Raw genomic sequence first — 21,503 nt, 5'->3', positions numbered from 1 at the left:
TTATGGAAGTATTAGAAAGTTTACCTACGTTGCTTAAATCTTTTTGGTATATCGCTATTCCAACAAGTTTAATTTTTCTTATTCAAACCATTATCACCTTTTCGGGTCTTGACATTGCCGATGGTTTTGACACTGATTTTGATGCACATCTGCATGATGGAGGCGATTTTCAGTTCTTTTCTTTAAGAAATCTAATCAACTTTCTTTTAGGATTTAGCTGGACTGGAATTTCGTTCTATTCTACCATTGGCGAACAGCCTTGGTTTCTCATTACGCTCGCTTTTGTTGTTGGAGTTTTCTTTGTGCTTCTGTTTTTCTTCGTGATTAAACAAGTACAAAAACTAGCCGAAGACAATTCTTTTAAAATTACCAATACACTCGATAAAACTGCCGAAGTTTACCTGACCATTCCAGAAAATAAAACTGGAAAAGGTAAAATTATGATTAGCGTTAACGGCGCTTTTCATGAGTTGGAAGCCATGACTGAAAATAACAGAATTCCGTCTGGAAGTGCTGTAAAAGTCATTAAAATCGAAAACAATATTTTAATCGTAGAAACCATATAACATAAATACAATGATAATGAACCCAATTATTTTGATTGCAGTTGCGGCAATCGTTCTATTCGTAACCATTTCAGCATTAATCTCGAGGTACAAACGTTGTCCTTCAGATAAAATTTTAGTTATTTACGGTCGTACCGGCGGAACCTCAGCAAGATGTGTGCATGGTGGAGGTGCTTTTATCTGGCCCGTTATTCAGGATTATTCTTTTCTGGATTTAAAACCGCTTTCTATTGAAGCTAATTTAACGAATGCATTAAGCCGTCAGAACATTCGAGTTGATGTTCCATGTCGATTCACTATTGCAATTTCTACAGAATCTGACAGTATGAATACCGCTGCTGAAAGATTGTTAGGTTTGTCATCAGAACAAGTTCAGGAATTGGCAAAAGATATTTTATTTGGTCAGTTGCGTTTGGTTATCGCTACAATGACTATTGAAGAAATCAACTCAGACAGAGATAAATTCTTAGATAACATTTCTAAAAACGTTGATAGTGAATTGAAGAAGATCGGTTTGAAGTTAATCAACGTAAACGTTACCGATATTCGTGACGAATCTGGTTATATCGAAGCTTTAGGAAAAGAGGCTGCTGCAAAAGCTATCAACGAAGCTAAAATTAGTGTTGCTGAGCAGGAAAAAATCGGAGAAATTGGTAAAGCTCTTGCCGATAGAGAAAAAGATACTCAAATCGCAGAAACACACAGAGATCGTGACGTAAAAATCGCTATTACTCAAAAAGATAAAGAAATTAGTATTGCAACTGCTTCTAAAGACGAAACTATTGGTAAAGCAGAAGCAGAAAGAGATACAAGGGTAAAAACTTCTGAAGCTAATGCGATTGCGATTCAAGGAGAAAATGAGGCTAAAATTGCCATTGCCAATTCTGAAGCTATTCGTAGAGAAAGAGAAGCAGAATCTTTGCGTATTGCAATAGCAGCAGAAAAAGTACAACAAGCAAAAGCATTAGAAGAATCTTATCTTGCAGAACAAAAAGCCGAGTTGGCGCGTTCTGAAAGAGAGCGTTCTACACAAATTGCCAACATTGTAGTTCCGGCTGAAATTGCTAAACAAAGAGCAATTATCGAGGCACAAGCTGCTGCAGAAACCATCAGAGAAAATGCAAAAGGAGAAGCCGATGCTATTTTCGCTAAAATGGAAGCAGAAGCAAAAGGTTTATTTGAAATCTTAACCAAACAAGCCGAAGGTTACAAAGATGTTGTGGCGGCTGCAGGCGGAGATCCTAGCAAAGCATTCCAGCTTTTATTATTGGAAAAACTTCCTGAATTGGTTAAAACTCAAGTTGAAGCGGTTAAAAATATCAAAATTGACAAAATCACGGTTTGGGATTCTGGAAATGGCCAAGGCGAAAATGGCTCTACAGCCAACTTTGTTTCTGGAATGATGAAAACAGTTCCGCCATTAAATGACTTATTCAATATGGCAGGATTAAATCTTCCAACTTATTTAAAAGGAGAAGATGTAGCTCCTGAAGTTCCTCCAACTGTACAAGTAGAAGAAACGAAAGAGTAAAAAAACTTCTTTTTAAAATAAAAAAGTGCGAACCGATTAAGATTTTTAATTGATTCGCGCTTTTTGCTTTCAAAATAGTGACTTTCTAAACTATCTTTGAAAAATAATTTACGAATAAAATTCATAATGAAAATTACCAAACCAAGATTAGCCTTAATTGCTGGAATACTTTGTATTTCAATCTTTCCAATCTTGGTAAAATTACGTTTAACTCCAGGGTTAATTTCGGCATTTTACCGAATGGCTTTTGCAGTTACTTTACTTTTACCTTATGTCATTGTTACGGGGAATTTTAAACTTCCAAAACCAAAATTTTTGCTTTTAGCAGCACTTTGTGGTGTTATATTCTCGTCGGATGTTGCTGTTTGGAATATCGCCATTCAAGAATCAAGCGCGACACAAGCTTCACTTTTGACTAATTTATCTCCTGTTTGGGTTGGAATTGGTTCCTTTTTCTTTTTAAAAGTTCGTCCAGCAACTAATTTTTGGATCGGAACTGTGGTTTCACTTTTCGGAATGATCACTTTGGTTGGCTTTGAATTTTTTGTGGATCTGAACTTTGACAAAGCGTTTCTTTTTGCGGTTTTATCTGGAATATTATATTCGATTTATCTTTTAATTAGCAAAAATGTTTTATCACAGGTTGATGTTCTTTCGTTTATGACAATCAGTTTAACGTCTTCCAGTATTTATTTGGGAATTTTATGCTATTCGCAAAACGAACCTTTTACTGGATTTTCAAATGAAGGCTGGTTTGTATTAGTTTTACAAGCAGTCATTTGTCAATTGTGTGCCTGGCTTTCGATTAGTTATGCCACACAGCACATGCGTGCAACGAGAGTTTCTTTGAGTTTATTGAGCCAGGCTGTAATTACCTCGCTTTTGGCTTGGTTGTTTTTAGAAGAAAAAATAACTTTACAAATGGTTTTCGGCGGAATCGTTTTGCTTTTCGGAATCCGAATTACTTTTTACGATAAAACCATTTCTTTAAAAAGTTTATTTTCTAAGAGTTAAAGAATGGAACACGGATGACGCGGATTTAAACGAATTTACACAGATTTATTTTTGTATCTTAACAGAAAGCAATTTGTGCTAATTTGCGGAATTTGTGGTAAAAAAGTCTCTCGCAGATTGAGCAGATTTATTTTTTATCTTAACAGAAAAAATTCGTGAAATTACTTTTCTAGATTTTAAAATAATTTATCTCATTAGCTATCGCAAATAAAAAATTCGTGAATTCGTGGCTAATAAAACTTGAAACAAAAAACATCATGTTACATAAAACTAAAATACCAAATCTAAAAGTAATCGCCTTTGATGCCGATGACACTTTGTTTGTAAACGAACCGTATTTCCAAGAAACCGAACATAAATTTTGTGCTTTAATGGAAGATTATCTTTCGCATCAAGGCATTTCGCAGGAATTATTTAAAATTGAAATTGCCAATCTGCCTTTATACGGATACGGAATCAAAGGTTATATTCTTTCGATGATCGAAGCGGCAATGAACATTTCAAACAATACTATTCCAGTTGAAGTGATTGAAAAAATCATTCAATATGGAAAAGAATTATTGGAGAAACCAATCGAACTTTTAGACGGAATCGAAGAAACACTTGAAGCTTTAAAAGGAAAGTACAAATTGGTTGTGGCTACAAAAGGCGATTTGAAAGACCAACACAGCAAACTACATCGTTCTGGTTTGGGTCATTATTTTCACCATATTGAAGTAATGTCAGACAAACAAGAAATTGATTATCAAAAACTGTTGGGTCGTTTGGATATTCAGGCGCATGAGTTTTTGATGATCGGAAATTCATTAAAATCAGATGTTCTTCCGGTTTTAGGAATTGGAGGTTATGCCGTTCATATTCCGTTTCACACCACTTGGGAACACGAAAAAATTAATCATACCATAGAACACGAGCATTTTAGTTCATTTGAAACTATTGCAGAAGTGGTTCCGAATTTACTATAATGAAAACACTTTTAGACTTAGAAAACTGGAATAGAAAAGAGCATTTTGCTCATTTTAAACAAATGGAAGAACCTTTCTTTGGCGCAACTGTAGAAATCGATTGTACCAAAGCCTATCAAACGGCCAAAAGTTTAAACGCTTCTTTTTTCATTTTCTATTTACACAAAACTTTAACTGCGGTAAACGCAATTGAAAATTTTAAATACCGAATTTCAGGAGATCAGATTTATATTAATGATCGTGTTGATGCTTCGGCAACAATTGGACGTGAAGACGGTACTTTTGGTTTTTCATTAATTGAATATCATCCCGATTTTAAAATCTTCAAACAAAATACATTAACAGAAATCGAACGCATTCAAAACACAACCGGACTTTTCACCAGATCTTTTGACAATGACAATCTGATTCATTTTTCGGCGATTCCGTGGTTAAACTTTACATCGCTTACACACGCAAGAAGTTTTACCTATCCTGACAGTTGCCCTAAAGTTTCTTTTGGCAAAATGATGGTTTCTGAAACTGGAAAAAGAACTATGTCAATGGCTGTTTATGTACATCACGGTTTGATGGATGGAATGCATCTTGGCCAATTTGTAGATTTATTTCAAGAGCTTATGAATCAATAAATTAAATGAAATAATTTTTGTTCAAAAAAACATATGAAACAAATCTTCCTTTTTTTGGCTATAATCTATAGTACTGTTTCGATAAGTCAAACAGTACTAACTTCTTATCCAATAGATTTAAAAACACCAAAGGAAGAATGTGAAACTTTAAATGCAGAAAACACCATTACACATGATGTCTTTGTTTTTATAGCATCGCCCAATAATTTTACGATTCTCAAATACAATAGCGCTTTGTTTCTAAACGATCAGTTTGTGGCTACACGTCAATATGTTGAAAACCGATCTATGATGGGATATAGCTTCAGTGAAGACGGTAATCCGACCGTTTATTGGTTTTCGCCTGTAGAAAAGAACATCATTGTCATAAAATACTATTTTGAAACTAAAACGACCAAAGCACTAAAATTCACTTTTCCTACTGAAAATCAAACTATTATTGCACAATATCAGAAAGACAATAATTTTTATCTGATTCTGAAATACAAAGACAAACAGGCATTAACCGCATATACTTTTAAAAACGGAATTGCCGACGAAAAGTTTCTCGATTTCTCTTCTTTTACATTTAGAGATCGAAAAACCCAGCAGAAAACCTTCAATCAGATTTTAAATGAAAATCCGATTGAGAAAATGGATTCAGGAGAATACAATCCACTGTATCGGGTTGTGGCAAAAAACAAATTATATACACTTCCAAATCGTTTAATTCTGACTTTAGACCAAAGTCCCAGAAAAACTCAGCTTTTTGATATAAATCTGGAAAATTCTGAGATAAAAGAAAAGACATTTATAAAGCCTTTAGGCCAGAAAAATCCAAGAACTTCTAATTCTTTTTATCACGAAAATAAGCTCTATCAACTTACTGTAAATTCGAATGAACTTTTATTTGACGTCAAAGATTACGATTCTGGTGAAATTTTAAAATCATTTAACGTAACAAAAAAAGATACCATTCGCTTTAACAATTCGCCACTTTTGATGCAGATTGAAAATCGAAAACCGAAAGTAATCAAGAAAACCGCCAGTTTTATAAAAGAATTAGCTTCTGTTGATGCAGGACTTTCAGTATTCAAAAACAAAAAGAATCTTTTTATCACGTTGGGAGGTTCTGGTAGTAATTCGAGAACCGTATCTATGAATGGTTTTAATATGTTTGATGATTTTTTTGGAGACTTTCCATCCAATAATTACAGCATAGAAAGCAATTATTCTGTGTTTTTGGAAAGCGTTTGGACAAAAAAACTGGAATTAACTACCGAAACTCATGAACCTCTGGCAGCAGACAAGATTTATTATTTTATAGACAATCATCGGGAAATATTTTTTCCAAATATTCTAAAACTGAGCAATTATTCTATTTTAGGTTATTATGATACAATTGCCAAAGAATATGTTTTACGCAAATTCACCGACGGATTTGATTAGTAAGTTCTTAAGTACTTTTTTGTTTCACTTTCAATGCATATAATGGAATAAAATTTGATGGATATTTACCTATGAAAAAACTGCTACTCCTCTTTCTTTTGTTTTCTAAAACAATATTGTTTAGCCAAACAGTGCTAAATTCTTTGCCATTAAATCTGAACTTTCTAGGAAAAACCCAGATTTTAAATGCTCAAGACGAAAAAACCAAGGATATTTATATTTTTAATTGGGATAATAAAAATGTAAATATTTTAAAATACAATTCGTCTTTATTCCTTACGAATCAATTTAAAGATTCTCTAAAACATGAAATTAGTCGTGATTTAATTGGTTACAGTATCAATGAGCATAAAAAACCATCGTTGTACTGGAGTTCAGAAAATTATAAAAACATTTTAATTACAACCTATGATCTCGATAACAAAACCTCAGAATCCTTAAAATTTGATTTTCCTAAAAATCACGAGTATATCATCAGCTGTTTCCAGCAACTTAACAAGTTTTATATGCTGGTAAAAGAAAAAGATTTTGAACATTTGCTTCTTTACAAATTCGAAGATGGAAAATGTGAAATTAAAATGTTTGATTTTTCGTCATTTATTTTCAAGAATGAAAGGAATGTACAAATCTCTTTTAATGCACTTATTAAATATTTCCCGATAAACAAAATAGACCCAGATATTTACACTCCTATAGAATTGGCTTCAAGCATAAGCAAAATGTATGTTGTTCAAGACCATATTATTTTGACATTCGACAATACGCTTACCAAAACACAAGCTTTCGATCTTAACATTAATACTGGCGATATAAAAGAAAAAACTTTTGATCTGCCAGCTTCAGAAACTCCGTTCCGAACAACGAATTCATTTTATAGCGATAATAAAATATTTCAAATGAAGGCAAATAAAGAATTCCTTTTGTTTGAAATCAAAGACTTTGATTCAGGGAAAGGCATTAAGAATTATACATTCTCAAAAAATGACACGATTCCTTTTATGAACTCGCCTTTTACAATGCAAATTGACAACAATTCTCCTCGTCAATTAAAAACCACTGAAAAATTCCTGAAAAGCATAAACGGGCTTCCTGCTGGTATTTCTATTTTTAAAAACCACCAAAATAGTTTTATCACTTTTAGCGGTTTTGGAGAATATTCCGATTTTTATTTTTCATTCAATTCTTCAAGTGATTTTGGAGAACGTACTCCATATTCGTTAACGAAAGCCGTTTACTTTGATGTTATGTTAAACCAAAATTTAAATTTCACAAGAGACTATCAATCAAGACCTTTGGCTATTGATAACTTATTTTATTATTTAAATAGCAATAAGGAAATCAGAATATATGATATATTACGATTGAAAGATTATTATGTTTTGAGTTATTATGAAAGTGCCTCTCAACAATTTTTGATGCGAAAATTTACAGACGGTATTATGACGCAGGATATTGGAAATCCAATTATGAATAAATCTGAATTTTCGAAACCGTTCACTTTTGGCGATATAAAATCACATTGAGATTAGTGAAAGCTGATCCAAAAGTGTAATGTTTTCGCGGTTTTCAAAAAGCGATTTCGATTATTTTTTCTTAATTTTACCAAAAACACACATATTATGCTATCAAACAATATAGAATCGGCTTTAAATAAGCAAATCAGAATAGAAGCAGAATCTTCACAAACTTATCTTTCAATGGCTTGTTGGGCTGAAGTACAAGGATTAGAAGGAATTGCTCAATTTATGTACACACAATCAGACGAAGAGCGTGCACACATGCTTAAACTGGTTAAATATGTAAATGAACGTGGCGGACACGCTCAGGTTACAGATCTTAAAGCACCTAAAACAACTTATTCTACTTTTAAAGAAATGTTTGAGGAACTTTATAATCATGAACTTTTTGTTTCAAAATCTATCAACGAATTGGTACATATCACTTTTGAAGAAAGAGATTATGCAACTCACAATTTCTTACAATGGTACGTTTCGGAACAAATTGAAGAAGAAGCTACAGCAAAATCTATCTTAGATAAAATCAATTTGATTGGTGATGACAAAGGTGGACTTTATTTGTTTGACCGTGATATTCAGCAATTAACGGTTACAAGTTCAATTGCTATCAATCCAAAATAAAAAAAGTTAAAGTTTATTTAGAATATGTAAAAATAACTTTTTTGATTTATATTTGTCTCTGTTTTTATAATACAGAGGAAAATTGGGCAAGAAAGAAAAAGACAAGGAGAAGAAAAAGGATAAAAAAGACAAAAAAAATAAAGTTATCCTTGAGAAGATTAAGAAGATTGAAAACTGTAAATCTTCTTGCTGTGAGAAATATAAAAAAAGCGAAAAGAAGCGTTGCTCACGTTGTCCTATGTTTGATTTATTCAAAAAAACTGCTTAACAAAATATAGAAAAAACCATCAGATTTCTCTGGTGGTTTTTTTAGTTTTAAATTGCAGTCTCTTTCGATTCTTAAAATTCATTATGGAAAACAATATTACAATCCCGAAATCAAGCCTCGATTTCTTGGTTCAGCTAAAAGAAAACAATAACAAACCTTGGTTTGAAGCCAATAAATCAAAATATTTAATCGAATTAAATCATATCGAAAATTTTGCAGGTGCTTTGCTAAAAGAGCTTTCTAAAACAGATGTGTTAGAAAATACTTCTGGCAAGAAAAGCGTTTACCGAATTTATCGTGATATTCGTTTTTCTAAAGATAAAACTCCTTTCAAAGATTATTGGGGAGGCAGTTTTACGCGTGCAACCGCAGCAAGACGTGGCGGTTATTATTTTCACCTCGAAAAAGGAGGAAACAGCTTTTTCGCCGGAGCCTTCTGGGGACCAAGCGCTGCAGATTTAAAAAGAATAAGAGCAGAATTTGCTCAAGATCCCGAAAGCTTTCAAAAAATATTAAATTCAAAATCCTTTAAAAGCAATTTCGGAACCCTTCAGGGCGAACAACTCAAAACCAAACCAAAAGGTTTTGATTTAGACCATCCAGCAATTGATTTACTTCGTTACAAACAATTTCTAGTCATAAAACGCTTTACGGATGAAGAAGTATTGAGTCCGCAATTTTTAGAAATGGCTTTGGATGCTTTTAAAAACATGAGGCCCTTTTTTGATTATATGAGTGAAGTGCTTACGACTGATATAAATGGGGCGTCTGTTTTATAAAATGGATTATAATTAATACAATTAAACCCGACAGGTTTTAAAAACCTGTCGGGTTTGCTATACAGAAAAAAGAATATTAATTACAATTTTCAATATTCCGTAGGAATATCTCGTCGGTAGAAAAAATAGCATGGTTGGGAATTGTGCTCCATAGGAACACTTGATTTACGACACACAAATAATCAAACGTTCCTACGGAACGTACCACTGCAAACCTCAATCTAATTCTACCGACCAAACATTCCTACGGAATGAATCATTCAAAATTTAAAACCCGACAGGTTTTAAAAGCCTGTCGGGTTTAATTGTATTTCGTGGCGTTTAGTCAAAGATTATTTATAGCAATAAAATCTCATTTACAACAACTTCTGTAATGTATTTTCTCTCTCCGTTTTTATCATCGTAACTTCTGTGGGTCAACTTTCCTTCTATTGCAACCTCTTTCCCTTTTACAACAAATTTTTCGATAATTTCGGCAGTTTTCCCCCAAGCTGTTACACGATGCCATTCGGTTTGCTCTACTTTGTCACCTTTTTCGTTTCTGTAAACATCGTGTGTGGCAATTGTTAAATGTGCTAGCTTTTTACCGCTTTCTAATGTTTTAATTTCTGGATCATTCCCTACGTTCCCGATTAACTGTACTCTGTTTTTCATTGCATTCATGGCGTATATTATTTTAAGGTTATATAAATTGAAATTATTCGTCAACTTCAACGATGCAAAGATGAGAAAACCCTTAAACGACAGTCGGTTATTAACTATTTACTATCGACTGTAACTATTTGTAAACGTTTGTAAATGGAACTCTTTTTTTGTATATTTGAGATAAATCTTACTATATGCAGGCAAAAATCAAAAAAGTAGAATTACGAAATTTAGAAATTGAAGATTACAAACAGTTAAAAAAATCAATGATTGAATCGTATCCAGAAATGGCCGATTCGTATTGGGGATCTGATGATATTGAAAGACTTCTTTCTATTTTCCCAGAAGGACAGCTCGTAATTTTGGTGGACGGAAAGGTAGTGGGCTCGGCATTATCGCTTATTGTCGATGAAAAATTAGTAGAGAAAAGACATAATTATCAGCAAATTAGTGGCGACTACACCTTCTCTACTCATAATCCAAGTGCAGAAATTTTATACGGAATTGATGTTTTTATTCATCCAAACTATAGAGGTTTACGTTTAGGAAGACGTTTATACGACGCGAGAAAAGAACTTTGCGAACAACTGAACTTAAAAGCCATTGTATTTGCTGGCCGAATTCCGAGTTATAGAGAGCATGCTAAAAAAATGTCTCCTAAAGCGTATATTGAAAAAGTTCGAACCAAAGAATTATATGATCCAGTATTGACTTTCCAATTGAGCAACGATTTTCACGTTTTAAGAATCATCAAAAATTATTTGGAAGGTGACGAAGAATCTAAAGAATTTGCTGTTTTACTGGAATGGAACAATATTTATTATGAAGAAAGTCCGAAACTGATTAACCTAAGGAAAAACATCATTCGTTTAGGATTAATTCAGTGGCAAATGCGTCCGTTGAACAATGTTGAAGCTCTTTTTGAACAAGCCGAATTCTTTATCGATGCTGTTTCTGGTTATGGATCTGACTTTGCTTTATTTCCGGAATTGTTTACAGCTCCTTTAATGGCCGATTACAATCATTTATCTGAAGCTGAAGCCATTCGTGAACTGGCTCGTCATACTGATCCCATTCAAAAGAAATTCCAAGAATTTGCGATTTCATACAACATCAATATTATTACTGGAAGTATGCCTTATGTAGAAAGTGGAAATCTGTATAATGTCGGTTTCTTATGTAAAAGAGACGGAACTTCAGAAATGTATACCAAAATTCATATTACACCAAACGAAGTAATTCATTGGGGAATGAAAGGCGGTTCAGAATTTAAAACCTTCGATACCGATTGCGGTAAAATTGGAATTTTAATTTGTTATGATGTCGAGTTTCCAGAACTTTCAAGACTTTTGGCAGATGAAGGAATGAACATATTATTTGTGCCCTTTTTAACAGATACACAAAACGGTTATACACGTGTCAAACATTGTTCGCAGGCTCGCGCCATCGAAAATGAGTGTTATGTAGCCATAGCAGGTTGTGTTGGAAATCTTCCGAAAGTGAACAATATGGATATTCAATATGCGCAATCTTCTGTATTTACACCATCTGATTTTGCTTTTCCAAGTAACGGAATCAAAGCAGAGGCTACTCCAAATACCGAAATGACTCTAATTGTTGACGTTGATGTCGATTTATTGAAAGAACTTCACGAACATGGAAGCGTTAAAACGTTAAAAGACCGTAGATCTGATCTTTACGAAATTAAAAAAATGAATTCGTAATAAATATTTAATTATTAAAATGGCCATCATTAGAAAAAATCCTTTATTTGAAATTTACACAAAAGATGGTCATTTAACAATTAATAATACTGATTATGAAAAAGATAGCAGAGCAATTGCGATAGAAGACATTGAAAGTTTAGAACTAATTCGGGATTTATCTTTCTTCAATAAAATCATTGAAATTATGATTGGTTTACATTATCCTCCAAAATCTAATAAACTGAGAATAAATATGGAAAATGGTTTTAAAGACATTCTTTTGACTAACTGTAATATTGAAAAAGTTGAAGTTTTAATCTATGAGGTCAATCAAACAATTAATAAAAAACCTGATTTTCAATAAATTAAATAGCATCACATGAAAACATGCCTCGAATGTTCTATTAAAATTGTTGGTCGTGAAGACAAGAAATTTTGCTCGGATGGTTGCCGAAATGCATACAATAACAAAATAAATAAAGATAGTACGAATTTCATGCGAAATATAAACAACAAGTTACGCAAAAATTACCGTATTTTGGCAGAGTTAAATACAGAGGGAAAATCGAAAGCAACGCGTGAGAAAATGTTAAACAAAGGCTTTGATTTTGAGTTCTTTACTAATATTTTACAAACTAAGACAGGAAATACATATTATTTCTTGTATGACCAAGGCTACCGTTCCTTGGACAATGATTATTATATGCTTGTTAAAAAAGAAATATAGATAGTTTTATTAACCATGAGAAAAAACCAAACCTCCATTCTCGCAATTGCCTGCGTTTTAGCTTTGCTAGGCATTATATACGCCACAATGATGCCGCAAGGAATCAATAAAGACGACGAAGCACTCGCAGAATTCTCAACCGAAAGGGCTTTAAACCAAGTCGAAATTATTGCACAGAAACCACATTACGTCGGATCTACAAATCATGAACTGGTTGCCAATTATCTGAAACTTGAATTAAACAGAATCGGTTTAGAAACGAGCGTTCAGGAAGGTTTTACTCTAAACGATAAAGGTCTTTTAGTAAAGTCTAAAAATATTTTAGCCCGAATTAAAGGAACAAACAATACCAAAGCGCTTTTACTTCTTTCTCATTACGATAGTGCTCCGCATTCTTTCTCAAAAGGGGCAAGCGACGATGCTTCTGGTGTCGCAACAATCTTAGAAGGTGTTCGCGCCTTTTTATACTCTAAACATCCTCAGAAAAATGATATAATCATACTCTTTTCAGATGCAGAAGAATTAGGACTAAACGGTGCCGCTCTGTTTGTAAATAAACATCCTTGGGCAAAAGACGTTGGCTTGGTTTTGAATTTTGAAGCACGAGGCTCTTCTGGTCAAAGTTACATGTTAATGGAAACCACTAAAGGAAATGAAGCTCTTGTAAAAGAATTTTCTGAAGCAAAAACATCTCACCCTGTTTCCAATTCCTTGATGTATAGCATTTATAAAATGCTTCCGAATGATACCGATTTGACTGTTTTTAGAGAGCAAGGAAACATTCAAGGATTTAATTTTGCTTTTATTGATGGGCATTTCAACTATCATACACAACAAGATGATGTACAACACTTAAGCAAAACCACTTTAGCTCATCAAGGTACATACTTGATGCCTTTATTAAAATACCTAACCAACATTGACTTAAACCAAACAGAATCTACTGAAGATAATGTTTATTTCAGTGCTCCATTTTCATTCATTAATTACCCTTTTACTTGGGTAATGCCAATGACATTAATTGCTTTTGGATTATTGGCTTTATTTATTTTCATCGGAAAAGTTAAACGAATTATCACTTTTAGAGAAATATTTAGAGGATTTGTACCTCTTTTAGGTTCTATAATTATTGCAGGATTAGTAACTTTTTTAGGATGGAAACTTATTTTAGAAATTTACCCTCAATATTCTGACCTATTAAACGGCTTTACTTATAACGGACACGCTTATATCGGCGCCTTTGTCACTCTAAGTATTGCAATTTGTTTTGCTTTCTACCATCATTTTTCTGATACCAAAATCACAATGAACCATTTTGTGGCGCCATTGTTACTTTGGATCATCATCAATGGGTTTTTAGCAAACAGTTTAACGGGAGCAGGATTTTTAATTATTCCTGTTTATTTCGGAATATTATTATTCGGAATATTCGTTTTCACACAACATTACAGTTTAGGAGTAAATCTGATTTTCAGTATTCCAGCTTTGGCTATCATTGCACCATTTATCGTAATGTTTCCAATTGGTTTAGGTCTTAAAATTTTGTTTGGAAGTGCCATTCTAACCGTTTTATTGTTCGGATTGTTACTGCCAATATTTGGAGATTTTGCCAAAAAAGGAATCTGGACAGTTGTTTTCTTCCTGGCTTCTATTTCATTTTTCATCTACGCCGGATACAATTCGGGTTATGAATATGGAAAAGCAAAATCAAACAGCTTACTGTATATTTACAATGCAGATAACAATTCTGCAGTCTGGGCGACTTACGATAAAAATCTTGACGACTGGACAAAATCTTATTTAGGAGAGAAAAATCAGAAAGCAGTTGGTTTAAATTCGCTTCCGTTGGCAAGTAAATACAATTCAACATTCACTTACAGCTCAATTGCACCTGTTGTTGATGTTCCAAAACCTACAATTCAATTCTTAAGAGACAGCGTTATTGGAAACAATAGATATCTAAAAATCAAAATTACGCCAAACAGAAAAGTAAACCGTTACGACATTTATGCCAACCCAAAAATGACGTTTTACAACTTTAAAGCAAACGGAGTAACGACTTCGGGAGAAAAAGGAAATCGTTTACAAAGAGAAGACAGCAAAATTTTGTGCTATTATGTTGTCGGAAATGAACCGCTGGAAATGGAATTCTACATCAACAAATCGTCTATTTTTGATATGGATTTAATCGAAAGTTCGTTCGATTTGATGACAAATCCTCTATTAAGTGTCAAACCAAGAGAAAACTGGATGATGCCAACTCCTTTTGTTTTAAATGATGCCGTTCTAATTCAGCAGAAAATAAAAAGATATGTTGCACCAATAAAACCTATTGAACCTGTAGTCGTTAAAGACAGTTTGGCGATTCCGAAAGACAGTATAAAACCGGTTGTAACACCAGAATAATATAAACAAAGGCAGATTTTAAATCTGCCTTTTTCTTTATAGCTCAAAAAACTTTGCAACTCTGTACCTTTGTTACTTTGCACCTCAAAACAAAAAAATGAAACAAATAAGCATATTAGGATGTGGCTGGCTCGGATTTCCTTTAGCAAAAAAGCTAATTGAAAATGGAAATTCAGTAAATGGATCAACAACTTCTGAACATAAACTTTCTATTTTAGATAATGTTGGAATAAATCCGTTTTTAATAACCGTTAAAAGCGAAAGTATTTCTGAAAATATCGCTGATTTTTTAGCGCAAAGCGAAATTCTAATTATCGACATTCCGCCAAAATTGCGAGCTGCAAATCCTGATTCTGAAAGGAAACTTTTTGTAGAAAAAATCGAAAATCTAATTCCTTTCATAGAAAAATCAAAAATCAAGAAAGTGCTCTTTGTAAGTTCAACATCGGTTTATGGCGATGATAACAGTAAAATCACAGAAGAAAGCATTCCAAATCCCGAAACAGACAGCGGAAAACAATTGCTGTTGGCAGAAAATCTTCTTCTAAAAAATAAAAACTTCGAAACGACAATTCTACGTTTCGGCGGATTAATCGGTGAAGATCGTCATCCTATCAAATTTTTATCAGGAAAGGAAAACATTGAAAATCCAGACGCGCCTGTAAATTTAATTCATCAAAACGATTGTATCGAAATCATTGAAGCCATCATCAATCAATCCAAATGGAATGAAGTTCTTAATGCCGTAGCGCCTTTTCATCCTACAAGAGAAAACTATTATACTCAAAAAGCAATTGAAATGAATTTGCCGTTACCGAAATTCAGTTCACAGCAATCTAATATCAAAAAAGTAATTTCTAGCGAAAAAATTGAAACCGTTTTAGATTATAAATTTAGAATGAACAATTATTAAACCACATATTATTAAACCATATAAGTGATATAAGTAATTTAAATTTTAAAGAATTAATTAAATGAACTTATATCACTTATATGGTTCAAAAAAAATTCGCGAACTTTGCTATTAACCTCTTTACGGTTCAAAAAATATGGAAACAGTCTTCATCAATTCGCCTTTAGGAATCACCAAAATAATTGGAGATGAAAATGGTATTTCCGTAATTTCTGTTTCTGATGTTGGAACAAATGAAGTTTCCGATGAAATTCCAGAAGTTTTGAAGGAAGCCGTTTTACAGTTAAATGAATATTTTGAAGGCAAAAGAACCAATTTTGATTTAAAACTAAATCCAAAAGGCACCGAATTTCAGCAGAAAGTCTGGAAAGCATTATTAGAGATTCCATATGGAAAAACGGTAAGTTACATGGATCAGACCAAAAAACTGGGTGATGTAAAAGCGATTCGCGCCGTAGCATCTGCAAATGGAAAAAACCCGCTTTGGATTGTTGTTCCGTGTCATCGTGTTATCGGCACGAATGGATCTTTAACAGGATATGCTGGCGGATTGTCGCGCAAAAAATGGCTTTTGGAACACGAATCTCCATCTCAACAGCAAAGTTTGTTTTAGTTTTTTCGCCACGACTCGAGCGATAGCGACTGGCGTAGCAATTCACGAATTTTCTTTAACTAAAATACAATCAATTATTTCTTCAATATTTTAAATATAAGAAAATTCACTCTATTTTAATTTTCAAAAAATAATAAAATCAAATTTGTGTACATTTATATCAAATTAAGAATTTGTTCAATTCGTGAATTCGTGGCAAACCCATAACAAAATTATGATTGAAAAAATAAACCTCAATAACATTCTCTTTCTTGATATAGAAACTGTTCCTGAAGAAGAGAATTTCAATTCGCTTGATGCAGAAATGCAATCACTTTGGGATTTGAAAACACAATATCAACGAAAGGACGAGTTCTCACCTGAAGAATTTTACGAACGCGCCGGAATTTGGGCTGAGTTCGGAAAGATAATCTGTATTTCTGTTGGCTTTTTCACCATCAAAGGAGATGTTAGAAACTTTAGAGTGACTTCCTTTTTTGGTGAAGAAAAGAAAATCCTAAAAGATTTTTCTAATCTGATCAACAATCATTTCAATCAACCACAGCATTTGTTGTGCGGACATAACTCAAAAGAGTTTGATATTCCGTTTATTGCCAGAAGAATGATTATTAATCAAATGCCCATTCCAGACAAATTAAACCTCTTTGGCAAAAAACCTTGGGAAATTCCACATCTGGATACTTTAGAATTATGGAAGTTCGGCGATTATAAACATTTTACTTCTTTAAAGCTATTAACCAAGATTCTCGGTGTCCCATCGCCAAAAGGCGATATTGATGGAAGTCAGGTAGCGCATGTTTTTTATGTTGAAAAAGACATTGACCGAATCATAACTTACTGCGAAAAAGATACAATTGCCGTAGCTCAGGTTTTTCTTCGTTTAAGAAGAGAAGATTTATTGATTGAGGAGGAGATTATTCATGTTTAGATCTTAAGGTTCAAAGTTGCAAAGGTTCATAGCTACAAAGGTTTTGCAATAGCAATCTAAAATTAACTTATATCACTTATATGGTTAAAAAAATGACGCACGAGGAAATTTCACATCATCGTTTGGTTGCTCAAAATTTGTATAAAACGAGCACTTGTACGCCACAAGAAGTGGTAAAACATTTTGGTGCGATGCAGGCGCAGGATTATGCGATGGCAAAATGGGCGATTGGTTCTCGTTGCGATTCATCAGAAAAAGAGATTGAAGAAGCTGTAAATTCGGCTAAGATTATTCGAACCCATATTTTGCGTCCAACTTGGCATTTTGTTGCTTCAGATGACATTTATTGGATGCTTGAGCTTTCTGCTCCGCAGGTAAAACGTTTCACCAATTCTGCAGCAAAAAAATTTGGTTATGATGAGAAAAAGCTAAATCAGGTCAATTCTTCTATAGAAAAGTTACTGGCAGGAAACAATCATTTGACTCGCGATGAAATCATGCAGGAACTTAATATCAAAAAAACCTCAAAGGAAGATTTTCTAAGTGCTGCCATTATGATGAATGCCGAATTGGATGGCTTAGTCTGCAACGGAAGAATGAAAGGCAAACAAATTACGTATGCTTTGCTCGAAGAAAGGGTTTCTAAACCAAAATTCAAATTAAGCAAAGAGGAAGCGCTGGCAAAACTTGCACAACGTTATTTTGAAAGTCATGGTCCCGCAACGTTGCTTGATTTCTCTTGGTGGTCTGGTTTTGCGCCAACAATCTGCAAGAATGCAATTAACGCAATAGAGTTGCAATTAAACTCTATCTCTATTGATAATCAGCTATATTGGTTTAAAAAAGAGGACACTAAAGAGAATGACTTTCGCGAAAGCGTACATTTTCTTCCTGCGTTTGATGAGATTTTAATTTCGTATAAAACACGTGAAGCGTCTTTCAATACAGAACATCAATCTAAAGTTTTTACCAATAATGGCATTTTTAAACCCATTATTTTAGAAAACGGAAAAGTGATTGGAATTTGGAAAAGAACCATTAAAAAAGATCATGTCAAGATAGAAACGGAATTTTTTAATGAAACCGAAAATTCTAGAAAAGAGATTTTGTTTGAAGGAATTAAAGCTTTTGAGCATTATATGGAAACCAAAATTGTCATTGAATAAAATTGAATTTTTAAACCGTTTTATAAATATTTCAAAATCACAGCCCATCAAATTATTCATCAGAAACAAAATATTTATGCATTTTATCGCTAAATAATTACATTTACAAAAAAATGTAATTATGGTATTGAGCAGATTTTGGTTAGTTATTTTTATTTCTTCGATTCTTTTTATTGTAGTCAGTTTATTTACTGCCAATACTTATACCATTGATTCTGTTTTAAATGGGAAGAAAGATGATCCGATTTTAGTTTCTGAAAAATACATTGAAGAACTTCCTGCTTTCATCAAAGACAGCATTAAAAAAGCGCCAGATCAAACCATGATTATCAATCGTGATACGTTGAATGCCGACACGACTTACGTTTTTAAAAACAAAACGGTAAAAATCTACAGCGGACTTCAAAAATCTGACGGTTTATTGCCAACTTGTAAAAGCACTTTAGTCGATTTAATTCTGCCTCTTATTGCTTACTTGGCCTTTTTCTGTGGTTTAATGGAACTTCTAATCATTTCTGGAGCTTCTGGAAAATTGGCAAAAGGATTAAGTCCAGTATTTGTAAAAGTGTTTCCAAGTATTCCTAAAAACCACCCTTCAATATCGTACATGACCTTGAACTTTGCTGCCAATTTCTTAGGATTGGATTCGGCTGCAACACCTTTTGGATTGAAAGCCATGGAAAGTTTACAAGAAATAAACCCTGACAAAGACAAAGCCAGCGATGCACAAATCATGTTTATGTGTCTTCACGCTTCTGGTTTGACTTTGATTGCAACTTCGATTATTGGCTATCGTGCTGCTGCAAATGCTAGTAATCCAGCCGATGTTATGCTTCCGTGTATTATTACTTCATTTATCGGGACTATTGCTGCTTTCTTAATTGTCGGAATCAAACAAAAAATCAATTTTAAAAGTGCTTCACTTCTAATTGGTTTAATGGGATTAATTGCTGCTATTGTTGGTTTGCTGATGTATGTAAATCATTTGGATTTAATTGGAAAAAACTATTTTACATCAAACCTTTCTGGATTAATCTTGTTGGCGATTATTGCTTTTACGCTGATTTTTTCTTTTAGACATGAGCAAAAGTTTAAAGATGCAAATACCACTGTTTTCGACACTTTTGTAGTTGGAGCAAATAATGGAGTTAAAACCGGAGTTACTATTTTCCCGTACGTTTTAGGAATGTTAGTAGCGATTTCACTATTCAGAAACAGCGGTTTATTTGAAATCATTAGCGACGGAATCGGATTTGTATTTGCGAATTTGGGCGTAAGCAAAGAAATCACCAATGCACTTCCTGTTGCAATGCTTCGTCCTTTTAGTTCTGCCGGATCTAGAGGTTTCTTAATTGATTCGATGAATACATTTGGTGCCGATTCTTTAACTGCCAGATTAAGCAGTATTTTCCAATGTAGTGCAGAAAGCACGTTTTACGTAATTGCGGTATATTTTGGTTCAGTAAACATCAAAAATACAAGATATGCTTTAGGCACAATGCTTTTAGTAGATTTAATCTGCGTTATTACAGCAATATTTGTGGCAACTTGGTTCTTTTAATTTCATTTGATAAAAGCTCAAAACATGAATTTATTTAAAAAATTATTCGGCAAGGAAAAAGATCTTAAAACAATCAAAGAAGAGCCTTCTTTTGAAACAACTCAATTTACAGAAGAACCACAACCTGAAGAAAACGCACCATCTGAAGAAAACCAGTTTGAACCCAATAAAATTGACTGGCTTATAAATGATTCTATCTTGACTTTTATGCCAAGAGAATTGTATATGCATTATTCTGATTCTGAGACCGAAAAAGATTTTCAGAATCCGTCTTGGCAAAATCAGGGAATTTATTTCTGGAGAGAAAAAGAAGCTTTTGAGAACAAATCTCTTCCTGAATTCTTTCAAACAATGAACCAACGTTTATTTGTGATTAATGAAGCTCCCGAATACATCAACCTGGTTTCAGGAAAAGCAATGCCTTGGTTTGGAATGCCTGGCGGTGGTGAAAAATTCTTTTTTAGATATGATGAAAGCACGCCTGTTACTTTAGAAGAAGCACATAAGCTAAACATTATCAAATATGTTGAAGTAATCGAATTGAATTTTGATAATTTGAGTGTTCTAAACGATCGTGATAACTACTGTTTTCTTATTGATCCTAATGAAGTAAAATTTGAAGACCAACTTTTTTATTTCGAAGGCGAAAAAATATCACTGGCAGAACTTTATCAAAAGAAAAAACTTTTAGTTTTACTATTAGAACAATAATACCATGAAAATACAAGCCCTCCTCTTCTCAATCCTACTAATCGGATGCCAAAAAACAAAAAACACAGATTCTGAAATCGCAGCATTACCCGTTGTTCAGGAAATTCCAATGGAAGCCGTTGACAATTCAGCTGACGAAAAAATCATTAAAACCGATACCGTTGCAATTTATGTTAATGGCGAAGAATCTTCAAAAGATTACATTCTAGCCAATTTAGTAGAACAACAAGCTGACAAAGACAGCGTGGTAACCGTAAAATATAGATTGGATTTCTATCAGAATAAAAACAAAACAGGATCTTCAAAAGTTACAATCAAAGGTTTTGAAAAAGGATCAGACTGGATGGCTTCTTATGGATTGACATCTGAAACTTCTAAAAATTCGCCTTTCATACATATTTCTGTAGGATATCCTGCTTGTGGTTATACACATGACAACTACTTATATTACTTAAAAAATAATAGCTTACAACTTGTTCATCAATGGAATACAATGTCCGACAGTGGTTGGGGAAGTTGGGTAGAAATCGCAAATCCATCCAAGAGTTCAGATCCAAAATCTTTTTATTGCAAAACTGTTGCATTTGTACCAGCAGATGAAGATGAAAACATGGACATGGGAATCCTAACACATTCTGATTCAATTTCTTTTGAATTGAAAGGCAACCAATGGAGTAAGAAATTACTATCTGCAAAAGACAAAGCTTACTTCAAAAAGAAGATGACCTTTGATCAGTTTAACAGTCAGGAATAAACTGCTGCAGAACCCTTATTCAAACTCTTTCTAAAATAAATTCTTTCTAACTTTG

Annotated in this window: 22 protein-coding genes; 21 read left to right on the top strand and 1 reads right to left on the bottom strand. The window is 33.4% G+C overall.

Annotation, left to right across the window (positions count from 1 at the left end):
• Positions 1–2: 2 nt before the first annotated feature.
• The 10 genes from VGE71_RS21295 (at position 3) to VGE71_RS21250 (ending at position 9,318) form a co-directional block, all read left to right on the top strand.
• The gene (locus VGE71_RS21295) at positions 3–566 is read left to right on the top strand and encodes an NfeD family protein (RefSeq protein ID WP_186296606.1); all 564 of its coding nucleotides are present in this window, start codon (positions 3–5) and stop codon (positions 564–566) included.
• A 16-nt stretch (positions 567–582) separates the two neighbouring features.
• Positions 583–2,097 (top strand): flotillin family protein, encoded by a 1,515-nt coding sequence (locus VGE71_RS21290; protein ID WP_331140117.1) that lies wholly within the window; start codon positions 583–585, stop codon positions 2,095–2,097.
• A gap of 126 nt (positions 2,098–2,223) precedes the next feature.
• Positions 2,224–3,111: a DMT family transporter gene (locus VGE71_RS21285; RefSeq protein ID WP_331140116.1), complete on the top strand. Its 888-nt coding sequence runs from the start codon at positions 2,224–2,226 to the stop codon at positions 3,109–3,111.
• Between the two features lie 257 nt (positions 3,112–3,368).
• Positions 3,369–4,076 (top strand): HAD family hydrolase, encoded by a 708-nt coding sequence (locus tag VGE71_RS21280; RefSeq protein WP_144216688.1) that lies wholly within the window; start codon positions 3,369–3,371, stop codon positions 4,074–4,076.
• Entirely contained in the window at positions 4,076–4,705 is a 630-nt protein-coding gene (locus tag VGE71_RS21275) for a chloramphenicol acetyltransferase (RefSeq protein WP_331140115.1), read from the top strand. Before VGE71_RS21280 ends, VGE71_RS21275 begins: the two co-directional genes overlap by 1 nt.
• Positions 4,706–4,738: 33 nt before the next feature.
• The gene (locus VGE71_RS21270) at positions 4,739–6,133 is read left to right on the top strand and encodes a hypothetical protein (RefSeq protein WP_331140114.1); all 1,395 of its coding nucleotides are present in this window, start codon (positions 4,739–4,741) and stop codon (positions 6,131–6,133) included.
• 131 nt (positions 6,134–6,264) lie between these two features.
• Positions 6,265–7,656 carry a hypothetical protein gene (locus VGE71_RS21265; protein WP_331140113.1) on the top strand — a complete coding sequence of 464 codons (1,392 nt, stop codon included), beginning with the start codon at positions 6,265–6,267 and terminating at the stop codon, positions 7,654–7,656.
• 96 nt (positions 7,657–7,752) lie between these two features.
• Entirely contained in the window at positions 7,753–8,271 is a 519-nt protein-coding gene (locus VGE71_RS21260; RefSeq protein WP_331140112.1) for a ferritin, read from the top strand.
• Between the two features lie 82 nt (positions 8,272–8,353).
• A complete protein-coding gene (locus VGE71_RS21255) occupies positions 8,354–8,539 on the top strand; it encodes a hypothetical protein (RefSeq protein WP_331140111.1) in 186 nt (61 codons plus the stop codon).
• An 83-nt stretch (positions 8,540–8,622) separates the two neighbouring features.
• Entirely contained in the window at positions 8,623–9,318 is a 696-nt protein-coding gene (locus VGE71_RS21250) for a DUF2461 domain-containing protein (protein WP_331140110.1), read from the top strand.
• Between the two features lie 336 nt (positions 9,319–9,654).
• Here the strand turns inward: VGE71_RS21250 and VGE71_RS21245 are convergent, their stop codons facing one another.
• Positions 9,655–9,981 (bottom strand): single-stranded DNA-binding protein, encoded by a 327-nt coding sequence (locus VGE71_RS21245; RefSeq protein ID WP_331140109.1) that lies wholly within the window; start codon positions 9,979–9,981, stop codon positions 9,655–9,657.
• Positions 9,982–10,157: 176 nt separating this feature from the next.
• Between VGE71_RS21245 and VGE71_RS21240 the strand changes: the two genes are divergently transcribed.
• The 11 genes from VGE71_RS21240 (at position 10,158) to VGE71_RS21190 (ending at position 21,448) form a co-directional block, all read left to right on the top strand.
• Positions 10,158–11,687: a bifunctional GNAT family N-acetyltransferase/carbon-nitrogen hydrolase family protein gene (locus VGE71_RS21240; RefSeq protein ID WP_331140108.1), complete on the top strand. Its 1,530-nt coding sequence runs from the start codon at positions 10,158–10,160 to the stop codon at positions 11,685–11,687.
• 19 nt (positions 11,688–11,706) lie between these two features.
• A complete protein-coding gene (locus tag VGE71_RS21235) occupies positions 11,707–12,033 on the top strand; it encodes a hypothetical protein (protein ID WP_331140107.1) in 327 nt (108 codons plus the stop codon).
• A gap of 15 nt (positions 12,034–12,048) precedes the next feature.
• Complete coding sequence (locus VGE71_RS21230; protein ID WP_144216666.1) at positions 12,049–12,396, top strand: hypothetical protein; 348 nt, start codon at positions 12,049–12,051, stop codon at positions 12,394–12,396.
• 15 nt (positions 12,397–12,411) lie between these two features.
• Entirely contained in the window at positions 12,412–14,802 is a 2,391-nt protein-coding gene (locus VGE71_RS21225; RefSeq protein WP_331140106.1) for a M28 family peptidase, read from the top strand.
• Positions 14,803–14,899: 97 nt separating this feature from the next.
• Complete coding sequence (locus VGE71_RS21220; RefSeq protein WP_331140105.1) at positions 14,900–15,715, top strand: NAD-dependent epimerase/dehydratase family protein; 816 nt, start codon at positions 14,900–14,902, stop codon at positions 15,713–15,715.
• A 136-nt stretch (positions 15,716–15,851) separates the two neighbouring features.
• A complete protein-coding gene (locus VGE71_RS21215; RefSeq protein ID WP_331140104.1) occupies positions 15,852–16,328 on the top strand; it encodes a methylated-DNA--[protein]-cysteine S-methyltransferase in 477 nt (158 codons plus the stop codon).
• A 214-nt stretch (positions 16,329–16,542) separates the two neighbouring features.
• The gene (locus VGE71_RS21210; RefSeq protein ID WP_331140103.1) at positions 16,543–17,256 is read left to right on the top strand and encodes a 3'-5' exonuclease; all 714 of its coding nucleotides are present in this window, start codon (positions 16,543–16,545) and stop codon (positions 17,254–17,256) included.
• Positions 17,257–17,348: 92 nt separating this feature from the next.
• Positions 17,349–18,422, top strand: coding sequence for a winged helix DNA-binding domain-containing protein (locus VGE71_RS21205; protein ID WP_331140102.1), 1,074 nt, complete (start codon positions 17,349–17,351; stop codon positions 18,420–18,422).
• Between the two features lie 121 nt (positions 18,423–18,543).
• Entirely contained in the window at positions 18,544–19,983 is a 1,440-nt protein-coding gene (locus VGE71_RS21200; RefSeq protein WP_331140101.1) for a nucleoside recognition domain-containing protein, read from the top strand.
• 24 nt (positions 19,984–20,007) lie between these two features.
• Entirely contained in the window at positions 20,008–20,694 is a 687-nt protein-coding gene (locus VGE71_RS21195; RefSeq protein WP_331140100.1) for a hypothetical protein, read from the top strand.
• A 4-nt stretch (positions 20,695–20,698) separates the two neighbouring features.
• Positions 20,699–21,448 carry a hypothetical protein gene (locus VGE71_RS21190; RefSeq protein ID WP_331140099.1) on the top strand — a complete coding sequence of 250 codons (750 nt, stop codon included), beginning with the start codon at positions 20,699–20,701 and terminating at the stop codon, positions 21,446–21,448.
• The last annotated feature ends 55 nt before the right edge of the window (positions 21,449–21,503 follow it).

The organism is Flavobacterium sp. (assembly GCF_036405015.1).
Lineage (GTDB): Bacteria > Bacteroidota > Bacteroidia > Flavobacteriales > Flavobacteriaceae > Flavobacterium.
Note: the sequence above shows the minus strand (reverse complement) of the source record. Positions and strands in the feature narration are given on the sequence as shown.

Excerpts from the sequence above, each read along its gene's own strand:
- VGE71_RS21295 (WP_186296606.1), top strand. The coding sequence starts at position 3 with ATGGAAGTATTAGAAAGTTTACCTACGTTGCTTAAATCTTTTTGGTAT.
- VGE71_RS21290 (WP_331140117.1), top strand. The coding sequence starts at position 583 with ATGAACCCAATTATTTTGATTGCAGTTGCGGCAATCGTTCTATTCGTA.
- VGE71_RS21285 (WP_331140116.1), top strand. The coding sequence starts at position 2,224 with ATGAAAATTACCAAACCAAGATTAGCCTTAATTGCTGGAATACTTTGT.
- VGE71_RS21280 (WP_144216688.1), top strand. The coding sequence starts at position 3,369 with ATGTTACATAAAACTAAAATACCAAATCTAAAAGTAATCGCCTTTGAT.
- VGE71_RS21275 (WP_331140115.1), top strand. The coding sequence starts at position 4,076 with ATGAAAACACTTTTAGACTTAGAAAACTGGAATAGAAAAGAGCATTTT.
- VGE71_RS21270 (WP_331140114.1), top strand. The coding sequence starts at position 4,739 with ATGAAACAAATCTTCCTTTTTTTGGCTATAATCTATAGTACTGTTTCG.
- VGE71_RS21260 (WP_331140112.1), top strand. The coding sequence starts at position 7,753 with ATGCTATCAAACAATATAGAATCGGCTTTAAATAAGCAAATCAGAATA.
- VGE71_RS21250 (WP_331140110.1), top strand. The coding sequence starts at position 8,623 with ATGGAAAACAATATTACAATCCCGAAATCAAGCCTCGATTTCTTGGTT.
- VGE71_RS21245 (WP_331140109.1), bottom strand. The coding sequence starts at position 9,981 with ATGAATGCAATGAAAAACAGAGTACAGTTAATCGGGAACGTAGGGAAT.
- VGE71_RS21240 (WP_331140108.1), top strand. The coding sequence starts at position 10,158 with ATGCAGGCAAAAATCAAAAAAGTAGAATTACGAAATTTAGAAATTGAA.
- VGE71_RS21235 (WP_331140107.1), top strand. The coding sequence starts at position 11,707 with ATGGCCATCATTAGAAAAAATCCTTTATTTGAAATTTACACAAAAGAT.
- VGE71_RS21230 (WP_144216666.1), top strand. The coding sequence starts at position 12,049 with ATGAAAACATGCCTCGAATGTTCTATTAAAATTGTTGGTCGTGAAGAC.
- VGE71_RS21225 (WP_331140106.1), top strand. The coding sequence starts at position 12,412 with ATGAGAAAAAACCAAACCTCCATTCTCGCAATTGCCTGCGTTTTAGCT.
- VGE71_RS21220 (WP_331140105.1), top strand. The coding sequence starts at position 14,900 with ATGAAACAAATAAGCATATTAGGATGTGGCTGGCTCGGATTTCCTTTA.
- VGE71_RS21215 (WP_331140104.1), top strand. The coding sequence starts at position 15,852 with ATGGAAACAGTCTTCATCAATTCGCCTTTAGGAATCACCAAAATAATT.
- VGE71_RS21210 (WP_331140103.1), top strand. The coding sequence starts at position 16,543 with ATGATTGAAAAAATAAACCTCAATAACATTCTCTTTCTTGATATAGAA.
- VGE71_RS21205 (WP_331140102.1), top strand. The coding sequence starts at position 17,349 with ATGACGCACGAGGAAATTTCACATCATCGTTTGGTTGCTCAAAATTTG.
- VGE71_RS21200 (WP_331140101.1), top strand. The coding sequence starts at position 18,544 with ATGGTATTGAGCAGATTTTGGTTAGTTATTTTTATTTCTTCGATTCTT.
- VGE71_RS21195 (WP_331140100.1), top strand. The coding sequence starts at position 20,008 with ATGAATTTATTTAAAAAATTATTCGGCAAGGAAAAAGATCTTAAAACA.
- VGE71_RS21190 (WP_331140099.1), top strand. The coding sequence starts at position 20,699 with ATGAAAATACAAGCCCTCCTCTTCTCAATCCTACTAATCGGATGCCAA.